Source organism: Brevibacillus dissolubilis (genome assembly GCF_006170445.1).
GTDB classification, from domain to species: Bacteria; Bacillota; Bacilli; order Brevibacillales; family Brevibacillaceae; genus Brevibacillus_B; species Brevibacillus_B dissolubilis.
This window is the reverse complement of sequence record NZ_VCNA01000009.1, coordinates 41,959-60,437: the sequence shown is the minus strand read 5'-3', so window position 1 is coordinate 60,437 and position 18,479 is coordinate 41,959. Positions and strand designations below refer to the sequence as shown.

Below are 18,479 nucleotides of genomic sequence, written 5' to 3'. Positions count from 1 at the left end.
TTGGTGCCAAAATAGAAAAGAAGGATAGCAGAGGAGAGAAAACAACAATGGGCGTGATTGTACAAAAATTTGGTGGTACTTCGGTTGGCACGACGGAACGGATTATGCGTGTGGCTGACCGGATCATTTCTTATAGACAGCAGGGACATGACATGGTAATCGTCGTCTCTGCGATGGGCAAGTCCACAGACGTGCTGATCAATATGGCAAAAGAAATCTCCGCACAACCGTCTGCACGCGAACTCGATATGCTGGTGACAACAGGGGAGCAGGTCTCCATCGCGATGCTTGCGATGGCGCTGCAGCAAAAAGGCTGTGACGCGGTCTCTCTCACCGGCTGGCAGGCGGGCATCACGACAGAGTCTGTCCACGGCAAAGCTAGAATCGAAAAGATCGGGAACGACCGTATCCGCAACCATCTGGCACAGGGACGCGTGGTGATCGTCGCAGGCTTTCAGGGCATCTCTGCCGAGGGTGAGATCACGACACTGGGCCGCGGTGGCTCCGATACGACAGCGGTAGCGCTGGCAGCCAGCCTCGGTGCGGATAAATGCGAGATTTTCACAGACGTGTCCGGCGTATTCACGGCAGATCCGCGCGTGGTAAAATCAGCACAAAAGCTCAACTCGATTTCCTATGACGAAATGCTGGAGCTGGCGAATCTCGGTGCAGGTGTATTGCATCCGCGTTCCGTAGAAGTGGCGAAAAAATTCGGCGTGCGTCTGGTCGTGCGTTCCAGCTTTACAGATGAAGAAGGTACTTATGTGGAGGAGGCAGCAAACATGGAAACAGGAAGAGTGGTAAGCGGTGTCGCTCATGACGAAGATGTAGCAAAAATTACGGTAGCAGGTATGGCTGCCAAAGTGGGTACGTTGTCCCGTCTGTTCAATACACTGGCGGATGCCAAAGTCAACGTAGATATTATTATTCAGAGTTCGTATGAGTCTGATGAAACCAACATATCATTCAGTGTATCCTCTGATGAACTGCCAAAAGCACTGGAGACACTGGCAGCCAACAAGGAGCAGCTCGGCTACCGAGAGATTTTGCATGTAAAAGACTTGGCGAAGGTATCCATCGTCGGTGCTGGCATGATCTCTAATCCGGGTGTAGCGGCACAGATGTTCCGTCAATTGGCGGATGTCGGCATTCCAATCAAAATGGTATCCACGTCTGACATCAAGGTATCCTGCGTGGTGCCGGAAGAGTATACCGAGCTTGCTGTACGCACACTGCACACGGCTTTTGGTCTGGATGTAGAGGAGACAGCTGTGGTGCATGGTCTGTAATTGATAGCCAGTCCTTGACAGGTCTGTCTCTGCAAGCTATGATGTACTCAATGTAAAAATTGGTTCTCTTATCGAGAGTGGTGGAGGGACTGGCCCGATGAAACCCGGCAACCCCGCATAGGCGGAGAGGTGCTAAATCCAGCAGACGTATTTTTTCGTCTGGCAGATAAGAGCGGGACCCCTGTGATTATCGACCAGCTCCCCTCTTCTGTCTTGACGGAAGAGGGGTTTTTTACATTGGGATGTGGAGGGAGACAAGTGGAAAAGGTAATCATTGGTGATCTCGAACTGGAATCAGGAGAAGTGTTGAGAGAAATCGAAATCGCCTATGCTACATACGGCACCTATGATGAGGAAAAAAATAACGCCATCTTTGTCTGTCACGCGCTGACTGGTGATGCTTATGCGGTCGGAGACGAACAAAAAGCAGGCTGGTGGGAGGGTTTGATTGGCCCCGGCATGCCGATTGATACAAGTGAATATTTTATCATTTGCAGCAACGTGCTGGGAGGCTGTTATGGCTCTACAGGGCCTGCGAGCATCAATCCGGCGACAGGGGAGCCGTATGGCGCTTCTTTTCCGGTCGTGACAGTACGTGACATGGTGCGTGCCCAGCGCAGGCTGGTGGAAGCACTGGGCGTTAAGCGGCTGTATGCGGTGATTGGCGGCTCCATGGGGGGCATGCAGGTGTACGAATGGGCTGTTGAGTATCCTGACATAATGCAACTGGCTATGCCGCTTGCTACCTGTTCCCGCCTGTCGGCGATCTCGATTGCCTACAACGATATCGGCAGACAGGCGATTACGAGCGACCCAGACTGGCAGGGAGGGCATTACTATCCGGGACCAGGGCCGAAGAAGGGCTTGTCTGTTGCACGGATGCTTGGGATGGTCACCTACCGGACGGCAGAGCTGTTTGAGGAGCGCTTCGGGCGCAGTCTGTATGCAGAGAACAACAGCGGACATCTGTTTGAGACGACCTTTCAGATTGAGAGCTATCTGCGCTATCAAGGGGAGAAGCTGGTGGAGCGCTTCGACGCCAACAGCTATCTCTATCTGCTCAAAGCGATGGATACGCATGACATCGGCCGTGGACGCGGTGGGATCGAGCAGGCTTTGTCACGCGTACGCGCCAAGGTAGTCTGTATTGGGATCACCAATGACCTGCTGTACCCGCTGGAGCATCAAGAGGAGATGGCCCAGCTGATGAGATCACACGGGGTAGAGGTAGACTACTACCAGATCGATTCCAAATACGGTCATGACGGCTTTCTGGTAGAGTTTCAGAAAATGGGGAAGATTATCGCACCCTATTTTAAATAACAGCTACAGCGGCCAAGTGAGCAGCAAAAAAGCCGACACAGGGATGTCGGCTTATTCGCATGCAGGCAAAGACACCTAGGCAGGCTCAGATTATAAGACTACCCGGATATGCGCCTGTAACGTTTTGAGGGTCTGATTCTGATGGATTTCCAGCTGTCCGTCCGCCTGCTGTCCAAGCCATTGGCTGATGGCTCCGGTGATGATTCCCGTTTCAAGCGAAAGCATCTTGGGTAAACGATCCTGTGGAAGCTGGGCGAAGAGGGAGTGATCCAGTGTAAACGCAATCTCCTGCTTGGACTGATCCGCGACTTCTAATTTGCCAAGTCCCAGGCGCATGAACGGCAGAATCAAATCCTCAGGTGAGTCGATCGGAATTTTGCCTCCGATATCTTTTCCCATCCAATAGAGAATCGGGGCCTCACTCTCACCGAGCATGGTGGTGGAGAGCGTCTCCCGCAAAAAGTAATATCCGGTATAGGGCATATTCATCTGCTCCATCGTACCACGCAGCTGGGCTGGAATCAGGTTGATCAGCTGGTCTGTCTTCTCTCCCATCGGCATCGGCTATCTCCCTTTCTTTGAACCGCATTTTTACTAGAATATGAGAGAAGAAGAGTAGAAATGCCTGATCATCGTAATTTGGGGTGACCCACTATGTTTAATCTAACGATGGATTAAGTCTATCCATGTCTTGACGCTCTATCCTGACAGGAGTACAATAAATTTTGGTCACATAATGTACAACTTTTCTTCTATATTCCGACATGATTCGCACGGCCCGGGAAGCGCTATGAACACTAGGTTTTTTGTGAAAGCGTATCCTTGGAATGTGTGTAACCTTTTTCCGATTGGGATAGGATATGGAAGGACAGGGAAACACAAGTTACAAGATTACTGAAGGGGGGACCCATGCATGGCAGCATCAACGAAACAATTTTTGTATCACAAGCTTCACACACTATTGGGCTTGTTCCCAATCGGTTTGTTCGTGATCTTCCACTTAGCGGCAAACCATCAGGCAACACAAGGACCTGAAGCGTACAATTCTGTTGTCGAAATGATCGAAAGCACGCCATTCCTTATTTTCCTTGAGTTCGGTTTTATCTACATTCCACTTCTTTTCCACGCGGTATACGGACTTTATCTCGCATTCCTTGGAAAACAGAACGTAAATAACTATGGTTATTTCCGTAACTGGATGTTCCTCTTGCAACGTATCACAGGTGTAATCACCTTGATCTTCGTTGCTTGGCACGTTTACGAGACTCGCATTCAAGCAGCACTCGGCGCGGAAGTCGGTTATGAGATGATGCACGAAATCCTCAGCAACCCAGCGATGCTCGGCTTCTACATCCTCGGTGTTCTGTCCACCGTTTTCCACTTGTCCAACGGGATCTGGTCATTCCTCGTTCACTGGGGTATCACAGTGGGTCCTCGCTCTCAACGCCTCGCTACGTACCTGACAGTGGGAATCTTCGTGGTTCTGTCCGTCATCGGTGTACGTGCGGCTCTCGCATTCGCATAATCTAGGATAGGGGGAAACAAAACATGGCAAAAGGTAAATTAATCGTTGTCGGTGGTGGCCTGGCCGGTCTCATGGCAACCATCAAAGCGGCTGAAAAAGGCGTACCGGTAGAACTCTTCTCCCTCGTACCTGTAAAACGCTCTCACTCCGTTTGTGCTCAGGGCGGTATCAATGGTGCGGTGAATACCAAAGGGGAAGGCGACTCTACTTGGGAACACTTTGACGATACAATCTATGGCGGTGACTTCCTCGCGAACCAACCACCTGTAAAAGCAATGTGTGATGCCGCACCTGGTATCATCTACATGCTGGACCGTATGGGCGTTATGTTCAACCGTACGCCAGAGGGTCTGTTGGACTTCCGCCGTTTCGGGGGAACCAAGCATCACCGCACAGCGTTCGCTGGTGCAACTACCGGTCAACAGCTTCTGTATGCACTCGACGAGCAAGTTCGTCGTTTTGAAGCAGAAGGTCTCGTAACCAAATATGAATACTGGGACTTCCTCGGTGCTGTTCTCGACGATTCCAACGTATGCCGCGGTATCACTGCACAAAACATGCGTTCCGGCGAGATCAAATCCTTCGCTGCTGACGCGGTTATCCTTGCAACAGGTGGTCCTGGTATCATCTTCGGTAAATCGACCAACTCCATCATCAACACCGGTACGGCTGCTTCCGCTGCTTACCAACAAGGCGTTACCTATGCAAACGGTGAGTTCATCCAGATCCACCCAACCGCAATCCCAGGCGATGACAAGCTGCGTCTCATGTCTGAGTCTGCGCGTGGTGAAGGTGGCCGTGTATGGACCTACCGCGACGGTAAGCCTTGGTACTTCCTCGAAGACAAATATCCTGCGTACGGTAACCTCGTTCCGCGCGATATTGCAACCCGCGAAATTTTCCATGTCTGCGTAGATTTGAAGCTTGGGATCAACGGTGAGAACATGGTATATTTGGATCTCTCTCATAAAGATCCGAAAGAACTCGACGTTAAACTCGGCGGGATCATTGAAATCTATGAGAAGTTCGTTGGGGAAGACCCGCGCAAAGTTCCAATGCGTATTTTCCCAGCGGTTCACTACTCCATGGGCGGTATGTGGGTAGACTACAACCAAATGACCAACATCCCAGGTCTCTTCGCAGCTGGTGAGTGTGACTATTCTCAACACGGTGCAAACCGTCTTGGTGCGAACTCTCTGCTTTCTGCGATCTACGGCGGTATGGTTGCAGGTCCGAAAGCACTCGAATATATCAACGGTTTGGAGAAGTCCTCCAGCGATCTGTCCAGCTCTCTCTTCGATTCCTTCACCAAGAAAGAGCAAGACAAGTACGACAGCATCCTCAAAATGGATGGTACCGAAAACGCATATGTCATCCACCGCGAGCTTGGTGAATGGATGACTGACAACGTAACGGTTGTACGTTACAACGACCGTCTGCAAAAAACAGACGACAAAATCGTTGAGCTCATGGACCGTTGGAAAAAAATCAACATCCACGATACACAACGTTGGAGCAACGCTGGTGCTTCCTTCACCCGTCATCTGTGGAACATGCTTGTTCTCTCCCGCGTCGTGACCCTTGGTGCACTCAAGCGTGACGAGTCCCGTGGTGCTCACTACAAACCAGACTTCCCAGAGCGCGACGACGAGAACTTCATGAAGACCACCATGGCGAAATACAATGCGGCTACTACTGCTCCTGATATTTCTTATGAAGATATCGACGTTTCTCTCATTAAGCCACGTAAACGCGACTACTCTCAGAATAAGAAGGGAGGCAATTAACCATGGCTGAAAAAACCATCTCTCTTGTCATCACCCGTCAGGATACTCCTGAGTCTACTCCATATAAAGAGGAATTTACCATTCCTTACCGTCCGGGTATGAACGTGATTTCCTGCTTGATGGAAATCCAACGTAACCCAGTCAACTCCCAAGGTCAGAAGACCAAACCGGTTATCTGGGAATCCAACTGTTTGGAAGAGGTCTGCGGTGCTTGTTCCATGGTCATCAACGGCAAGCCACGCCAAGCTTGTACGGCACTCGTTGACAAGCTCGAGCAACCGATCCGTATCGCTCCTATGAGCACCTTCCCTGTGCAACGCGACCTGTCCATCGACCGTAGCCGTATGTTCGATGCACTCAAACGCGTCAAAGCATGGATTCCAATCGACGGTACCCACGATCTTGGCCCTGGTCCACGTATGCCAGAGGTTGAACGTCAATGGGCTTACGAGCTTTCCAAATGCATGACGTGTGGTGTATGTCTGGAAGCTTGCCCGAACGTAAACGAAAAATCTCCATTCATCGGTCCATTTGCGATCTCCCAGGTTCGCCTGTTCAACGAGCATCCAACTGGTAACATGAACAAACACGAGCGTCTGGAAGCTCTCATGGGCGAAGGCGGTATCACAAATTGCGGTAACTCCCAAAACTGTGTACAATCCTGCCCGAAAGGCATCCCGCTCACTACTTCCATCGCTCACATGAACAAAGAGACTACGAAACATGCTGTGAAGCGTTTCTTCTTCTCTTAATCGTTCGTGATATATGTTTTAGGAAAAAGGTCGTCGTACGAATAAGTACGGCGGCTTTTTTTATTTATAGTGGGCTCTCCAGCGGAGAGCGAGAGGATGATCTGTTTTCCAGTCGCCTTTCCCTCACTACGTTCTGCCGGTCTCCTTACAAACAGATCATCCTCTCGCTCTCGGTGGAAAATCCATGATTATATAAAAAAGAGCCGATCTAATAAAGTAACCGCTAGATACCAGATTGATCAACATATATAAAAAAGTTATGTAATAACGAATAAAATTTAGGAACATGTATTCGGCGAAAAAATCTTAACAGGGTGTAAGATAGAGGCGAAGTAAGCAGAACATTGAAGAGGGTGAGTGGATGAGTGTTTTGAGAAAGGATTTCAATAGCGATTGGGTGCAGGTGTTTCGGGGGATTTTGCAGGAGGAATTGAAGCCGATTCATGAAAGTTTGGAACGGCTGGATGCAAGGCTGGAAAGGGTAGAGACGAAGGTAGACGGTTTGGAAAAGAGGATGGATGGTTTAGAAGCCAGAATAGACAACCTCGAAGCGCAAATGGCTAATCTCCAATCCCAAGTCAACAGAATCGAGGCTAAAGTCCACAGTCTCGAAGCCAAAGTCAACAGCCTCGAAGCCAAAGTCAACAGAATCGAGGCTAAAGTCGACAGACTCGAAGCCAAAGTCAACAGCCTTGAAGCTCAAGTCAACAGTCTGCAATCTCAAGTCAACAGTCTGCAATCGCAAACAGACCGCTTGGAACTCCGCATGAACAGTATGGAGACACAGGTCGCAACGCTTCGGGCGGAGATGAACTTCAAGTTTGAACAGCTGCATGACTCCATTCATAGACATCAGGTGTCATGCATTGACAGCGATGAGAAGATTCTAGCTAAGGTTCATAACATGCATGAAGACGTGCGCTTCATCAATCGGCGCATTGCCGATGTCGAATTGGAAGTCAACAAACGCAGAGCCGCTCAATAATCCTGCACTCATTTTGCAGGCTGTTATTTTCTTTCATCCAATTTGTGCATATCCAAGCCCTCCCTATGGAAAACTTTAAGAAATGGAAGAGCGATTGCTTACATCAGGAGGGGGCTGAACATGAAAAAACAGGTTCTAAGCATCGGACTGGCATCATCCTTAGTGCTGATGCCGTCCATGAGCCACGTCAGTGCGTCGCAGACGGCAGGAACAACAGCCGATACATCATTAAACCATCCATACCCAAACCCAACGAAACAGACGGAAATCCAGCAGGCTGACCCGTTGACTCTAACACAGGTACTCCAAGACATCCGTCCGAATACCGCAGCCCGACCTTTGAACAGTCTGATCCAAGCCAACGAATGGGACAAGGTCGATCATGTCATTTTAGACGAGCAGGTAAAGATCGCACCTACCTCCACACTGGATATGATCCAAGCCGCTAAAGCATGGCAAGAGCTGGGGGTTAAAGGAGAGGGGATGCTGGTCTCGATCATCGATACAGGGGTGAATCCGCAGCATCCCGATTTTCAGCCACCGCGCGATAAACGGGCAGCCCAGGCCAAATCCGGCTCCCCCAAAAAAGTCATCCCCGGCTATAACTGGGCTGACCGCAACAAAATCACCAAGGACGTAGGTGAATCCCAGCACGGTGTTCATGTCGCCGGGATTGTCGCTGCCAACGGCAAGATCAAAGGGGTGGCGCCAGAGGCACAGCTTTTAAGTGAAAAGGTCTTCTCCAATTACCAAGGAGAGATGTCGGGATTAAGTGAATCAATTCTCTTTGCCATCACCGATTCCGTCACCAAAAAAGCGGACGTCATCAACCTGAGCCTTGGTTCGTCTGCAGGCTATGTCGATGACACCAACACCGAGCAATACGCGATCAAACGCGCGGTGGACAACGGAGTGATCGTCGTGGCCGCAGCAGGGAACGATGCTTACTTCGGCAGTGAAAAGGTGAAGACAGAGAACCCAGACTACTCCATGGTCGGCTCCCCTGGAATCTCCCCAGATGCATTCAGCGTAGCTTCGGCTAATGCGACCACCCTTGCTGGAATGAGCTTTGCAGTCACAGGCGTGAGCGGGTTGGATCGTGCCGTCTATCTCACTTCCCACCAGTCCCAAGGAGACGCTATAGATCCTGCTCAAGCCCTCACCAAGACCTATTCACTCGTCTATGTGGGCAAAGGAAAAAAAGAAGACTACAATATCAATGTCAAGGATAAAGTCGTGCTGATTGAGCGCGGAGACATTTCGTTTGACGAAAAGCTCCGCCTCGCCAAGCAGGCAGGAGCAGTCGGTGCAATCATCTACAACAACACCAACGGTCCGCTGATCATGAGCGGCCAGGAGATGAAGAACATCCCCGCTGTAGCCATCCTCAAGCAGACCGGAGAACAGATCGCCTCCCGCTTGAAAAAAGGCAAAAACGTCACCGTCACCTTCGACGGTCATTATGCGCAAAACCCACTGCCCTATCCTAATGGCGGCACCATCTCCGGATTCACTTCATGGGGGCCTACTCCTGACCTGCAATTCAAGCCAGAGATCACTGCACCGGGTGGCGGGATTCTCTCCACCGTCTATGATGACGATTATGGTGTCAAAAGCGGTACATCCATGGCGACCCCGCACGTCGCAGGCGGCATGGCACTCCTAAAGCAGTACTATATCAAACAAGGCCGCAATCTCACGGGCCGTCCACTGGTCGAGACACTCAAAGCAGCCACCATGAACACCGCCGAACCGATCTTCGATCCACGCGATGTAGCCGCCATCTCCAAAGGCAGCGAGGAAAAAGCATACCCATACTCCCCGCGTGTCCAAGGGGCAGGCATGATACAGCTCGTCCGCGCCGCCAAGACCCCAGTCGTTGTCACCGATGCCAAAGGCAAAGCAGGTATCTCGCTCGGACAAGTAGGGAAGACCACCAGCTTCTCGCTTTTTGTAGAGAACAAGTTCGGCAAAAGCCCGATCACCTACACTCTCCAAGATGAATTCGGCGTCCTGACCGACCTGCAGCATAACGGGCAAAACATGCTGACCGATGTACCCCTGCAAGGAGCCAAGCTCAGCTTTTCTAAGGCACAAGTGACGGTGAAGCCGGGCGAGCGGCAAGAGGTGAAGGTAACTCTGACGATTCCAGAGCAAGCTGATAATAATATTTTTGCGGAAGGCTTCATCGCCCTGACCCCGGAAAAAGCGGACGTTCCGAAGCTCCGCGTCCCCTACTATGGCTTCTACGGTGACTGGAACGCCCCTCGCGTGATGGATGCACCGATGTGGGAGGATTCCAGCCAAGAAAAACTGACAGGAGTCAAAACCACCTGGTATCACGACAAAGAAAACGACAAATGGAAATTCCGCGATTACCTCGGCGTCAACGGAATCGATGAGCATGGCAATGTGATGATCGACCCAAGCCACATCGCTTTTTCACCCAATGGAGACGGTCACTATGACACGGCCGCACCGTCGATCACCTTCCTGCGCAATGCCAAGCAGGTGTCGATCGATATCGTGGATCAATCCGGCAAGCTGATTCATTCCCTGGTTCAGGATCAAAAGGTCTCCAAGTTCGATCAGTCCAAGCTGGGCATCCCCTATTACTACACCGAACGGGAAGAGTGGGGCTGGGACGGCAAAGCCTATAATCCTGATAAAGGAACCTACGAGCCTGTAGCCGATGGAGCCTATCAATTCGTCATCAAGGCCAAAATCGACGGACGCCACGCCAACTGGCAAAGCATGACCCTGCCCATCCGCGTAGACCGCAAAGCACCGAGCCTATCAGCATCCCTTAGCGGCAACCGGGTCAACTGGAGCAGCCGTGACAAGGATGTCCAAGGCTACCTCGTCTATGTGGACGGCAAAAAGACAGGCGGCCCATACTCGTCTGCATCCCATATGACCGTCGTCAATCAGCCTAACAAAAAGATCACAGTGGTCGCCTATGACTACGCCGGCAACATCACGATGGCCCAAGTCAACGGCAAAAGCGACACCACACCGCCATTCGTAGAGTTCCCCAATGATATCTTCGAGCAGATCCTGGTGAACAAACAGCCGCATGTAGCGATCAGCGGGAAAATCGCTGGGGAAGACATGCTCGACCGCGTCACACTCGTGATCAACAACCACACTGTGCCGGTCGAAGCAGACGGCGCTTTCTCCACGCTGCTCTCGCTGCCAGAGGGGCTTAACTACGTGACCTACAGCGCCACAGATGTCTTCGGCAACAACCGCCAGTTCACCCAGCGCATCATCATCGACTCGACCGCTCCACAAGTTATGGTGGTCAACGATGGCACAGAAGAAGCCTTCTACGACACCGGCACCGAGAAAATGTGGATGCCGATCGAGATCAGTTACCGTGACGCCAACTTCAAAGGCCAGCTGCGCGTCAACGGCGAGATCATCCAGAGCTGGGAAGAAGACCAGATCGAAAAAATGGTGGAGAAAAGCTTTACCAAGCATGTCCTGCTCAACCACGGCGAAAACAAAGTCCTGGTAGAAGGAATCGATGAAGCAGGCAATCTGGCCTTCATCACGGTCAACGCCTATGTCGATACCCATGCAGGCACACTGGTCCTCCAATACGGCGAACAGCGCCTCAGCTACACCGCCAAACCGATTCCACAGCCATCTGTCGGCTTCGGTCACGCTGCCTACGAAGGTGTCATTGGTGACGGACTCGTGATCCGTGGGCGGGTCGTCGCGCAGACACCGACCCGGTTGCATTTCTACTACGGCGATCAGCGTCTCCAGGCGGATTTTAACGAGCGGGGAGAATTCCAGCTCGACCTGCCCGCCCTCAAGGAAGGCAAAGAAACCCTGACCGTCGTCGCCACCGACCCACTCGGCCGCGAAGCCAAAGCACAGACAGCCGTAGTCGGGAAACGATCCAAGCAGTCACCAACGGATAAAAATAAGTAAAAACAGGGAGTAGGGGATACGTGAAGCAGGCGTCTCCCCTTTTCTCTATGGAGGTGCAAAAACATGTTTTATCATGGCATAAAAAAGGAATATGTATATCAACACTATCCGATCTTATCACCCCGTCGAAGCGTCTCAAAAAAGGACAAAGAGCAACTTCAAGACAGACAACACCTCATCGAAAAGTTCGGTTGCGAACCGATCCATTTATTAGAAGAAAGTCCAGATTATCCGCGAGTCCGCTGTGTGGTGGAATGCTTACATTTTGGAGATACGGTCTTTGCTTTTTCCCGCCTGTCAGACCCGCTGTGGCAGCTGAGCAAGCACGAAGTCGGAGTTCCCATTTTAGATTTGAACGAGGCCGTTGCCATCTATTTGACTTCTAATGATCTACAACTACGAACATTATTTGGTAACATCCCTATCTTTTTGGTAAAGTCTTCCCAAATAGTGAAAAAGTCTTGTATGATACAACTTTCGACACTATAATTATGAAGGTAGGGTAAATTAGCCTTGAAAGGATTTGTTAACCTATGAAAGCTCAATATATCAATCCGTTTCTAGAGTCAGCTTCCCTCGTCATCTCACAGGTATGCAATGTTTCCCCTACACGTGGAGAGTTGTCGATTAAAGACGTGAAGTTTTACGATGAACATATTTGGATCAAAATTGGTATGACCGGTCAATTACAAGGCGATATCGTATTCGGTCTGCATAAAGAGGTAGCTCTGCGTATTGTCTCTGCCATGATGGGAGGTTTCCCCATTGCTGAGATGGATGAAATCGGAAAAAGTGCGATCTCGGAACTGGGCAATATGATTTCAGGGAATGCAAGTACCCTGCTTTTCAATCAAGGCGTAGCCATCGATATCACGCCACCACAGCTGGTAGAGGATATCGAACACTTCAAAGCCGAAGGCAAAGCCCTGACTGTTCCGCTTGAAATCGGCGATCTGGGCAAACTTGAAATTCAAGTGTTGGTTCTGTAAGTGATGAAAAGAAGAATCGAAAACGACCTTCTGGTGTCGATTTGCTGACATTCAGAAGGTTTTTTGTTTTGGGGAAACAGGTATGACAGAACTTATGACTTTGTAAGGATATATAAAAAAGAATAAAAAAAGTGCATTTGTATAGCGTGACAAAAAAAGTTATTGTAAGATTTTTGAATAGTAGGAGGTGTTCGAATTGTTTAAATATTTGATGCAGATCATAGGTGTTTTCCTGCTGATTCTGCTGGTGTCGGGGCTGCCCATCATGTTTGGAATTGATGACGAGCGGGACGTGGTTTTCCGTCCAGAGGTATTGGTGATCCAGTCCGCAGACCTGCTCACCGATCTTTCGCAAGGCACGCTGGGCACATATTGGATCGGGAGAACGGAGCGCAGCATTGCCGATGACCTCGTATCGTTTACCGAGCAATCGTTTATTCTTCTTTTATCGAGCCTCCTGATCGCGGTTATCAGCAGTATAGTGTTTGGTCTGTTCCTGCATCACAACCGACTGTCTCGGGGAGTGAAGCGGGTACTGGATTTTTTGTCCACGATTCCTGACTTCATTATGATCATGTTCTTCCTTGTGGGAGCGATTGCGTTTTACCAGATGACAGATATTCGTCTGATCACGCTTTCTCCGTTTGCAGAGGGGGGGCTTAGGCTTTGGTTCCCTATTGTGGTGCTGTCGATTGGGCCGACGATTTTCCTGCTCAAAATGGTAGATCTCAAGTACTACCAGGTGGGGGGAGAGGATTATATCCGGACAGCCTTGGCCAAGGGGCTGGCGATCCGCCATATCCAGCTTCATCACGTCTATAAGAACATCAAGCCGTTTTTGGTCGCTGACTTGAAAAAAGCGATTGCCATCACCATCGCCAATCTGTTCGTTGTCGAGTATCTGCTCAATGTGTCGGGGATTACCCGCTTTATTTTCGGGGATTATGCCTTCGCCACGGCGGCAATTGGGCTGGGTGTTTTGTTGTTGCTCTCCGTCTTGATTTATGGCTTAATCCGCGGCATCCTATACTTGTTCGAGCGAGGTTTTATCTATGAGTAGTGTGAGCAGAGGCCGTTTTCCGGTTAGCTTTTGGATTGGCAGTGTCATTGTCTTCGTGTTGGTCATGGTCGCTTTGCTGGGGCCTTCGATGGCTCCGTATGGCGTGAAGGATCAGGTCAAGGTGCACAGCACGGTCGTCGACGGCAAAGATGTCATCGTCTCCCCACCGCTTCCCCCGTCAGCTGAGCATTTGCTTGGGACGGACAAATGGGGCTATGATCTCTTGACGCTGTTATTATATGGCGCCAGATATACCCTGTTCACAACTGCGATCATCGCGTTGCTGCGTGTTGTGCTCGGGACCATCATCGGCTTGTACATCGGGATGGCGGAGCGCAGGCAGAACTGGTGGATCTCCATTGAGAATGCTTGGAGCTACATGCCGGTAATACTGCCTGTCTACTTCCTATTGGTGCGGGTCAATATCAACTCGCCCTTGTCGGAGACGGAATTGACGCTCTTTTTCATCGCCGTCGTCACGATACTGGGCATCCCAAGTGCAGTGTCGTCAGTACGGCAAAAGACAGAGCAGATCAAGGAGATGCCATTCGTTACCGCAGCAGAATCGCTCGGAGCGGGCCGCGAGCATATCATCGTACGACACGTCTTCCCGCAGCTGAAGGAGCAGCTGATGATCGTCTTCGTCATGGAGATCATCACGGTCATGTCGCTGATGGGTCAGCTCGGCATCTTCAACCTGTTCGTCGGTGGCACTCTACAGACCTTCTCGCCGGATTTGTACCACTCGATGACACACGAATGGGCCGGCCTGATCGGCCAATCCCGCGGCTTCATCCAATACAAGGTCTGGGTCTTTTTCGCCCCGCTTACCGCATTCATCATCGCCGTCGCAGGCTTTACGCTCATGTCAAAAGGACTACAGGCGCGTTATCAGATGACGTATGAGCGTAAGCCGTTTGTCTAAAGGGATGTGGCACGTGCTGGCGGAATTTTTGACGGAAAATCTGCGGTTGCAGAGGAACCACCCGCCCAATTTTGACATAGAGTAATAAGGCAAAAGCCTAAATACCCTTTACCTTCGGCACCATCACCACCCACCCCACATAGGATAAGGTGACTGTAACAATCCCTCAACCTTGTTCCTGTAGAGCCCACAAGGAGGGGTGGCACGATTGAAGAGTAGCGATCAGAGTAAACCACTGTTGACCAATCGTGAAAGAGAAGTATTTGAACTCCTAGTTCAGGATAAGACAACGAAAGAGATAGCAGGACAACTCTTCATCAGCGAGAAAACAGTCCGAAATCACATCAGCAACGTAATGCAGAAGCTCGGCGTGAAAGGACGGTCACAGGCAGTAGTTGAACTTGTTCGACTTGGAGAACTGAAGATTTGAGACGTACTTATCAAACAGCCTCCCCGACTTCCGTGTATGGAAGTGAGGGGAGGTATTTTTTTGCGTCATCCTATTGTAACGAGTTGACCACTCCGATTAAATTTTGATAAGTCGAGTCTGAGGAGATGATCTACGTCCTCCTCTTTGAAGTACTCGAAGAAGACTACACCGAACAACTGCGGATCGTACTCATTAGACTTGTAGTAATTCAACATTCTCGGAAAGTTACTGAATAAACCGTTCCAGTCCACGGCACTGAACGTTCCCTCTGCGCAGAAGAACCCGTACTTCCTGCCAGAGTGAGAGGCGTGAATTTCGCTCCAATTGGGTGTTTCACCTCGGATGAACATGACATATGGGTTAAACCCGTACGCGTAGTAGGTAAGATCAGACGTGAAGGAGCCAGCGAATCGGATCGGGTTAAATTCAATCGGAACAGGTTCACCTGTTCTTGAGCATGTTCTCCATTCGAAATGAACAGGGAAATCCCTGAGATCGAGAGGAGCCAAGCTGTTCATCACTTTAGTTGCTTCATGAATCTTCTCCATAACCAAGTCAGACGAGGATAAGTAGATTCGGTCTGACACGTCATTGGAAGATAAAAACGATCTTTTATAGATGTTCAGGATGACCGGAGTCCCGTAACTGTCGAAGTAAGCGTCTGCCGCGAATTCCTCACCTTCGATTCGTGTTTCGATTAGAAGTGTGGACCTTGACACTACGTCCTCTGCATAAACCTCTCCAGAGCCTACTATAGAGATGAGTGCTCTTAGTTCGGTTTCTGAATCAGCTCCGTTTACTCCTAAGCTACCATAACCCATGTTAGGTTTTAGGATCACAGGATACGCTAGTGAGCCGAGGTCTGAACTTAATAGTTGATCTTTTGTTCCTACTAGGAATTGAAGGGTAGGGTACGACTTCGAGATGATCTCGCGCACAACACCTTTGTTCTTTAGCGTAAGGGCATCCCTGTACGATTTCGGGTACTTTTTGCTAAGTTCTTTGATGTAAGCTTCGGAAGTTACGATGCATTTGTCTGACGTGTCAATCTCAATCGCTTCCTTCACTACTCTAGTTACGTACTTCATATCTGTAATAATCATGTTTAACCTCCGTCGTATAAATAGCAAAAAGCCAGTTTTTTAGGCTGGCTTTGTTGTATCGGTAATTTACGTTTGTGCGATGCCGAGCTTGATTTCGTTAGCTTTGATTTTTTCTTTGAGCAACGAGGTGGCTTACAACCTCGGCACTTCATTACACCCTCAACGCGATTGTCTTTACCTTCGGAGTCTGCCTTGGTTGGGAATTGGTACACGTTTTTTACGATAGTGAGTTTCGAGTCGTAGGACTTTTGATATATTTAGGATAACAGGTAGCTTGAAAATCTTCAACCTTTTGAGCAAAGGCTTTGAATGTTCAGATTGACCGTTAACCAATGTTCGTAGAACTGGATCTACTGCACTTTTCTAGACAAATCGCGACAGAATCAAGGGAATCGTACTGCCTCAATGGTTTGCCAAGGGTGCGCATCAGCAACGTCATGCAGAAGCTCGGCGTGAAAGGACGGTCACAGACAGCAGTTGACCGATAAAAAAGTGTCAATCAATCATACAAACTTGTTCAAAACAGGTAAGAAACCGTGCATGTCAATGGTATTAAATTGACAATGTTGCTAATGTAAAAAATATATAGACACTTTTGTATAAAATAATATAAAATTAAGTAAAGGGATTAAACAACGAACAACAATGTATACGTTAACAAGGATTCTGAGGGAGTGTTCAGTCGCTTACGAACAACGAACAATACCTCACAACCAGTCAAGGGTTCGTACGGAAACAGCTTTTAGAAACAGATGGAATAAAAAATTTACATCAATAGGAGTCGGATAATTTTGACAACTCTAATTCAGCAAACCCCATTTCAAAACGAACCCTTCACGAATTTCTCTCTGGAAGAGAATAAGCAAGCGATGTATGCCGCTCTGTCAAAAGTAAAACAGGAGCTGGGCAAGACGTATCCGCTCGTGATCGGTGATGAAAAGCTGTTTACTGAAGAGCAGACCATTTCCATCAATCCGGGAAATGTAGATGAGGTCATCGGTTCTGTCAGTAAAGGATCGAAAGAGTTAGCAGAAAAAGCGATGCAAGAAGCTTTGAAAACATTTGAAACATGGAAAAAGGTGCCTCCTGCAGAGCGTGCTGCATATTTATTCAAAGCAGCAGATCTCATGAGACAGCGCAAGCACGAGTTTTCTGCTTATCTGATCTATGAATCAGGTAAAAACTGGGCGGAAGCAGATGCGGATACAGCCGAGGCGATTGATTTTCTCGAGTTCTATGCAAGAGAAATGATCCGCCTCAGCGAGACAAGCCTTCATCAGCCGCTTACCAAAATCGAAGGGGAAGAGAATCATATTACGTATATCCCCCTTGGTGTAGGAATTGTCATTTCTCCGTTTAACTTCCCGTTGGCAATAATGGCCGGGACAACCGTAGCCGCGATTGTATCAGGTAATACCGTCGTGTTGAAACCGGCTGATGCAACCCCTGTGATTGCAGCCAAATTCGTTGAATTGATGGACGAGGTTGGTCTTCCTGCGGGTGTCCTCAACTTTATGCCTGGAGACGGTATCGAAGTGGGTGAGTATTTGGTTGAACACCCACAGACCCGTTTTATCTCATTCACAGGTTCACGCGCGGTGGGATGTCGAATCTATGAAAGAGCTTCAAAGGTTCAACCAGGCCAATTATGGTTAAAACGTGTCATCGCCGAGATGGGCGGTAAGGACGGCATTGTTGTTGATGAGACAGCTGATTTGGATGCAGCAGCCGGGGCAATCGTAGCGTCAGCCTTTGGTTTCCAGGGGCAAAAATGTTCTGCCGGCTCCAGAGCGATCATTGTCGAATCGGTGTATGACCAAGTAGTTGAAAAGGTAACCAACTTAACCAAACAGTTAGCGGTTGGTTTGCCTGAGGAGAACCATCCAATCGGTCCGGTGATCGATCAGAGGTCTGTTGATAAGATCATGAGTTATATCGAAATCGGCAAGACAGAAGGCAGACTGCTGACAGGCGGTTCAAGAGCAAGTGGGAATGGCTTCTATATTGAACCAACCGTATTTGCGGATGTGGCACCAAAAGCACGCATCATGCAGGAGGAGATTTTTGGGCCTGTGCTCGCGCTCGCGAAAGCAACTGACTGGCAGGAAGCCATCGATATCTATAATGATACCGATTATGGATTGACCGGTGCCTATCATTCACAGGATGAAGAACGCATCGCTTATGCGCTCGAACATATGCACTGCGGCAACCTTTATATCAACAAAAAATGTACAGGTGCCTTAGTGGGAGCACATCCGTTTGGCGGCTTTAATATGTCCGGTACAGATTCAAAAGCTGGTGGATACGACTATCTGCTTTTATTTACTCAAGCTAAATTGAAATCTAGAAAAATTGTTTACAAGTAA

15 protein-coding genes and 1 riboswitch are annotated in these 18,479 nt (G+C 49.4%); of the genes, 13 read left to right on the top strand and 2 right to left on the bottom strand.

From position 1 onward, the window contains the following. Positions 1–47: 47 nt before the first annotated feature. Together FGI41_RS17065 and metX are read left to right on the top strand one after the other, a co-directional pair. Positions 48–1,289, top strand: a complete 1,242-nt coding sequence (locus tag FGI41_RS17065) for an aspartate kinase (protein WP_139491553.1) — start codon at positions 48–50, stop codon at positions 1,287–1,289. 65 nt (positions 1,290–1,354) lie between these two features. Continuing rightward, positions 1,355–1,462, top strand: a riboswitch (SAM riboswitch). Positions 1,463–1,547: 85 nt separating this feature from the next. Continuing rightward, positions 1,548–2,612, top strand: a complete 1,065-nt coding sequence (gene metX, locus FGI41_RS17060; protein ID WP_139491552.1) for a homoserine O-acetyltransferase MetX — start codon at positions 1,548–1,550, stop codon at positions 2,610–2,612. A gap of 90 nt (positions 2,613–2,702) precedes the next feature. Here metX and FGI41_RS17055 read toward each other — a convergent pair whose 3' ends face one another. Then, positions 2,703–3,173 (bottom strand): DUF2507 domain-containing protein, encoded by a 471-nt coding sequence (locus FGI41_RS17055; RefSeq protein WP_255298517.1) that lies wholly within the window; start codon positions 3,171–3,173, stop codon positions 2,703–2,705. Between the two features lie 352 nt (positions 3,174–3,525). On the opposite strand from FGI41_RS17055, the gene FGI41_RS17050 reads away from it, so the two are divergent. The 10 genes from FGI41_RS17050 to FGI41_RS17005 all read left to right on the top strand — a co-directional run bounded on the left by FGI41_RS17050 (position 3,526) and on the right by FGI41_RS17005 (position 15,007). Further along, entirely contained in the window at positions 3,526–4,137 is a 612-nt protein-coding gene (locus FGI41_RS17050) for a succinate dehydrogenase cytochrome b558 subunit (protein ID WP_139491551.1), read from the top strand. 23 nt (positions 4,138–4,160) lie between these two features. Beyond that, complete coding sequence (gene sdhA, locus FGI41_RS17045; protein WP_139491550.1) at positions 4,161–5,924, top strand: succinate dehydrogenase flavoprotein subunit; 1,764 nt, start codon at positions 4,161–4,163, stop codon at positions 5,922–5,924. Between the two features lie 2 nt (positions 5,925–5,926). After that, entirely contained in the window at positions 5,927–6,676 is a 750-nt protein-coding gene (sdhB, locus tag FGI41_RS17040; RefSeq protein WP_139491549.1) for a succinate dehydrogenase iron-sulfur subunit, read from the top strand. A gap of 361 nt (positions 6,677–7,037) precedes the next feature. Then, positions 7,038–7,661 carry a BLOC-1 subunit 2 family protein gene (locus tag FGI41_RS17035; protein ID WP_139491548.1) on the top strand — a complete coding sequence of 208 codons (624 nt, stop codon included), beginning with the start codon at positions 7,038–7,040 and terminating at the stop codon, positions 7,659–7,661. Between the two features lie 120 nt (positions 7,662–7,781). Beyond that, positions 7,782–11,603 carry a S8 family serine peptidase gene (locus FGI41_RS17030; RefSeq protein ID WP_139491547.1) on the top strand — a complete coding sequence of 1,274 codons (3,822 nt, stop codon included), beginning with the start codon at positions 7,782–7,784 and terminating at the stop codon, positions 11,601–11,603. 63 nt (positions 11,604–11,666) lie between these two features. After that, positions 11,667–12,092 carry a hypothetical protein gene (locus FGI41_RS17025; protein ID WP_139491546.1) on the top strand — a complete coding sequence of 142 codons (426 nt, stop codon included), beginning with the start codon at positions 11,667–11,669 and terminating at the stop codon, positions 12,090–12,092. A 44-nt stretch (positions 12,093–12,136) separates the two neighbouring features. After that, a complete protein-coding gene (locus FGI41_RS17020; RefSeq protein ID WP_139491545.1) occupies positions 12,137–12,592 on the top strand; it encodes a chemotaxis protein CheX in 456 nt (151 codons plus the stop codon). A 196-nt stretch (positions 12,593–12,788) separates the two neighbouring features. After that, the gene (locus FGI41_RS17015) at positions 12,789–13,652 is read left to right on the top strand and encodes an ABC transporter permease subunit (protein WP_255298516.1); all 864 of its coding nucleotides are present in this window, start codon (positions 12,789–12,791) and stop codon (positions 13,650–13,652) included. After that, a complete protein-coding gene (locus tag FGI41_RS17010) occupies positions 13,645–14,577 on the top strand; it encodes an ABC transporter permease (RefSeq protein ID WP_139491544.1) in 933 nt (310 codons plus the stop codon). Before FGI41_RS17015 ends, FGI41_RS17010 begins: the two co-directional genes overlap by 8 nt. A 208-nt stretch (positions 14,578–14,785) precedes the next feature. Further along, positions 14,786–15,007, top strand: coding sequence for a helix-turn-helix domain-containing protein (locus FGI41_RS17005; RefSeq protein WP_003334928.1), 222 nt, complete (start codon positions 14,786–14,788; stop codon positions 15,005–15,007). A 65-nt stretch (positions 15,008–15,072) separates the two neighbouring features. Here FGI41_RS17005 and FGI41_RS17000 read toward each other — a convergent pair whose 3' ends face one another. Further along, on the bottom strand, positions 15,073–16,110 hold the full coding sequence (locus FGI41_RS17000; RefSeq protein ID WP_139491543.1) for an ATP-grasp domain-containing protein: 1,038 nt from the start codon (positions 16,108–16,110) through the stop codon (positions 15,073–15,075). Positions 16,111–16,895: 785 nt separating this feature from the next. On the opposite strand from FGI41_RS17000, the gene pruA reads away from it, so the two are divergent. Next, a complete protein-coding gene (gene pruA, locus FGI41_RS16990) occupies positions 16,896–18,479 on the top strand; it encodes an L-glutamate gamma-semialdehyde dehydrogenase (protein ID WP_438358032.1) in 1,584 nt (527 codons plus the stop codon).

Coding starts and splice junctions, on each gene's coding strand:
- FGI41_RS17030 (WP_139491547.1), top strand. CDS start 7,782: ATGAAAAAACAGGTTCTAAGCATCGGACTGGCATCATCCTTAGTGCTG.
- FGI41_RS17050 (WP_139491551.1), top strand. CDS start 3,526: ATGGCAGCATCAACGAAACAATTTTTGTATCACAAGCTTCACACACTA.
- FGI41_RS17065 (WP_139491553.1), top strand. CDS start 48: ATGGGCGTGATTGTACAAAAATTTGGTGGTACTTCGGTTGGCACGACG.
- FGI41_RS17035 (WP_139491548.1), top strand. CDS start 7,038: ATGAGTGTTTTGAGAAAGGATTTCAATAGCGATTGGGTGCAGGTGTTT.
- sdhB (WP_139491549.1), top strand. CDS start 5,927: ATGGCTGAAAAAACCATCTCTCTTGTCATCACCCGTCAGGATACTCCT.
- FGI41_RS17025 (WP_139491546.1), top strand. CDS start 11,667: ATGTTTTATCATGGCATAAAAAAGGAATATGTATATCAACACTATCCG.
- FGI41_RS17055 (WP_255298517.1), bottom strand. CDS start 3,173: ATGCCGATGGGAGAGAAGACAGACCAGCTGATCAACCTGATTCCAGCC.
- sdhA (WP_139491550.1), top strand. CDS start 4,161: ATGGCAAAAGGTAAATTAATCGTTGTCGGTGGTGGCCTGGCCGGTCTC.
- FGI41_RS17010 (WP_139491544.1), top strand. CDS start 13,645: ATGAGTAGTGTGAGCAGAGGCCGTTTTCCGGTTAGCTTTTGGATTGGC.
- FGI41_RS17000 (WP_139491543.1), bottom strand. CDS start 16,110: ATGATTATTACAGATATGAAGTACGTAACTAGAGTAGTGAAGGAAGCG.
- FGI41_RS17020 (WP_139491545.1), top strand. CDS start 12,137: ATGAAAGCTCAATATATCAATCCGTTTCTAGAGTCAGCTTCCCTCGTC.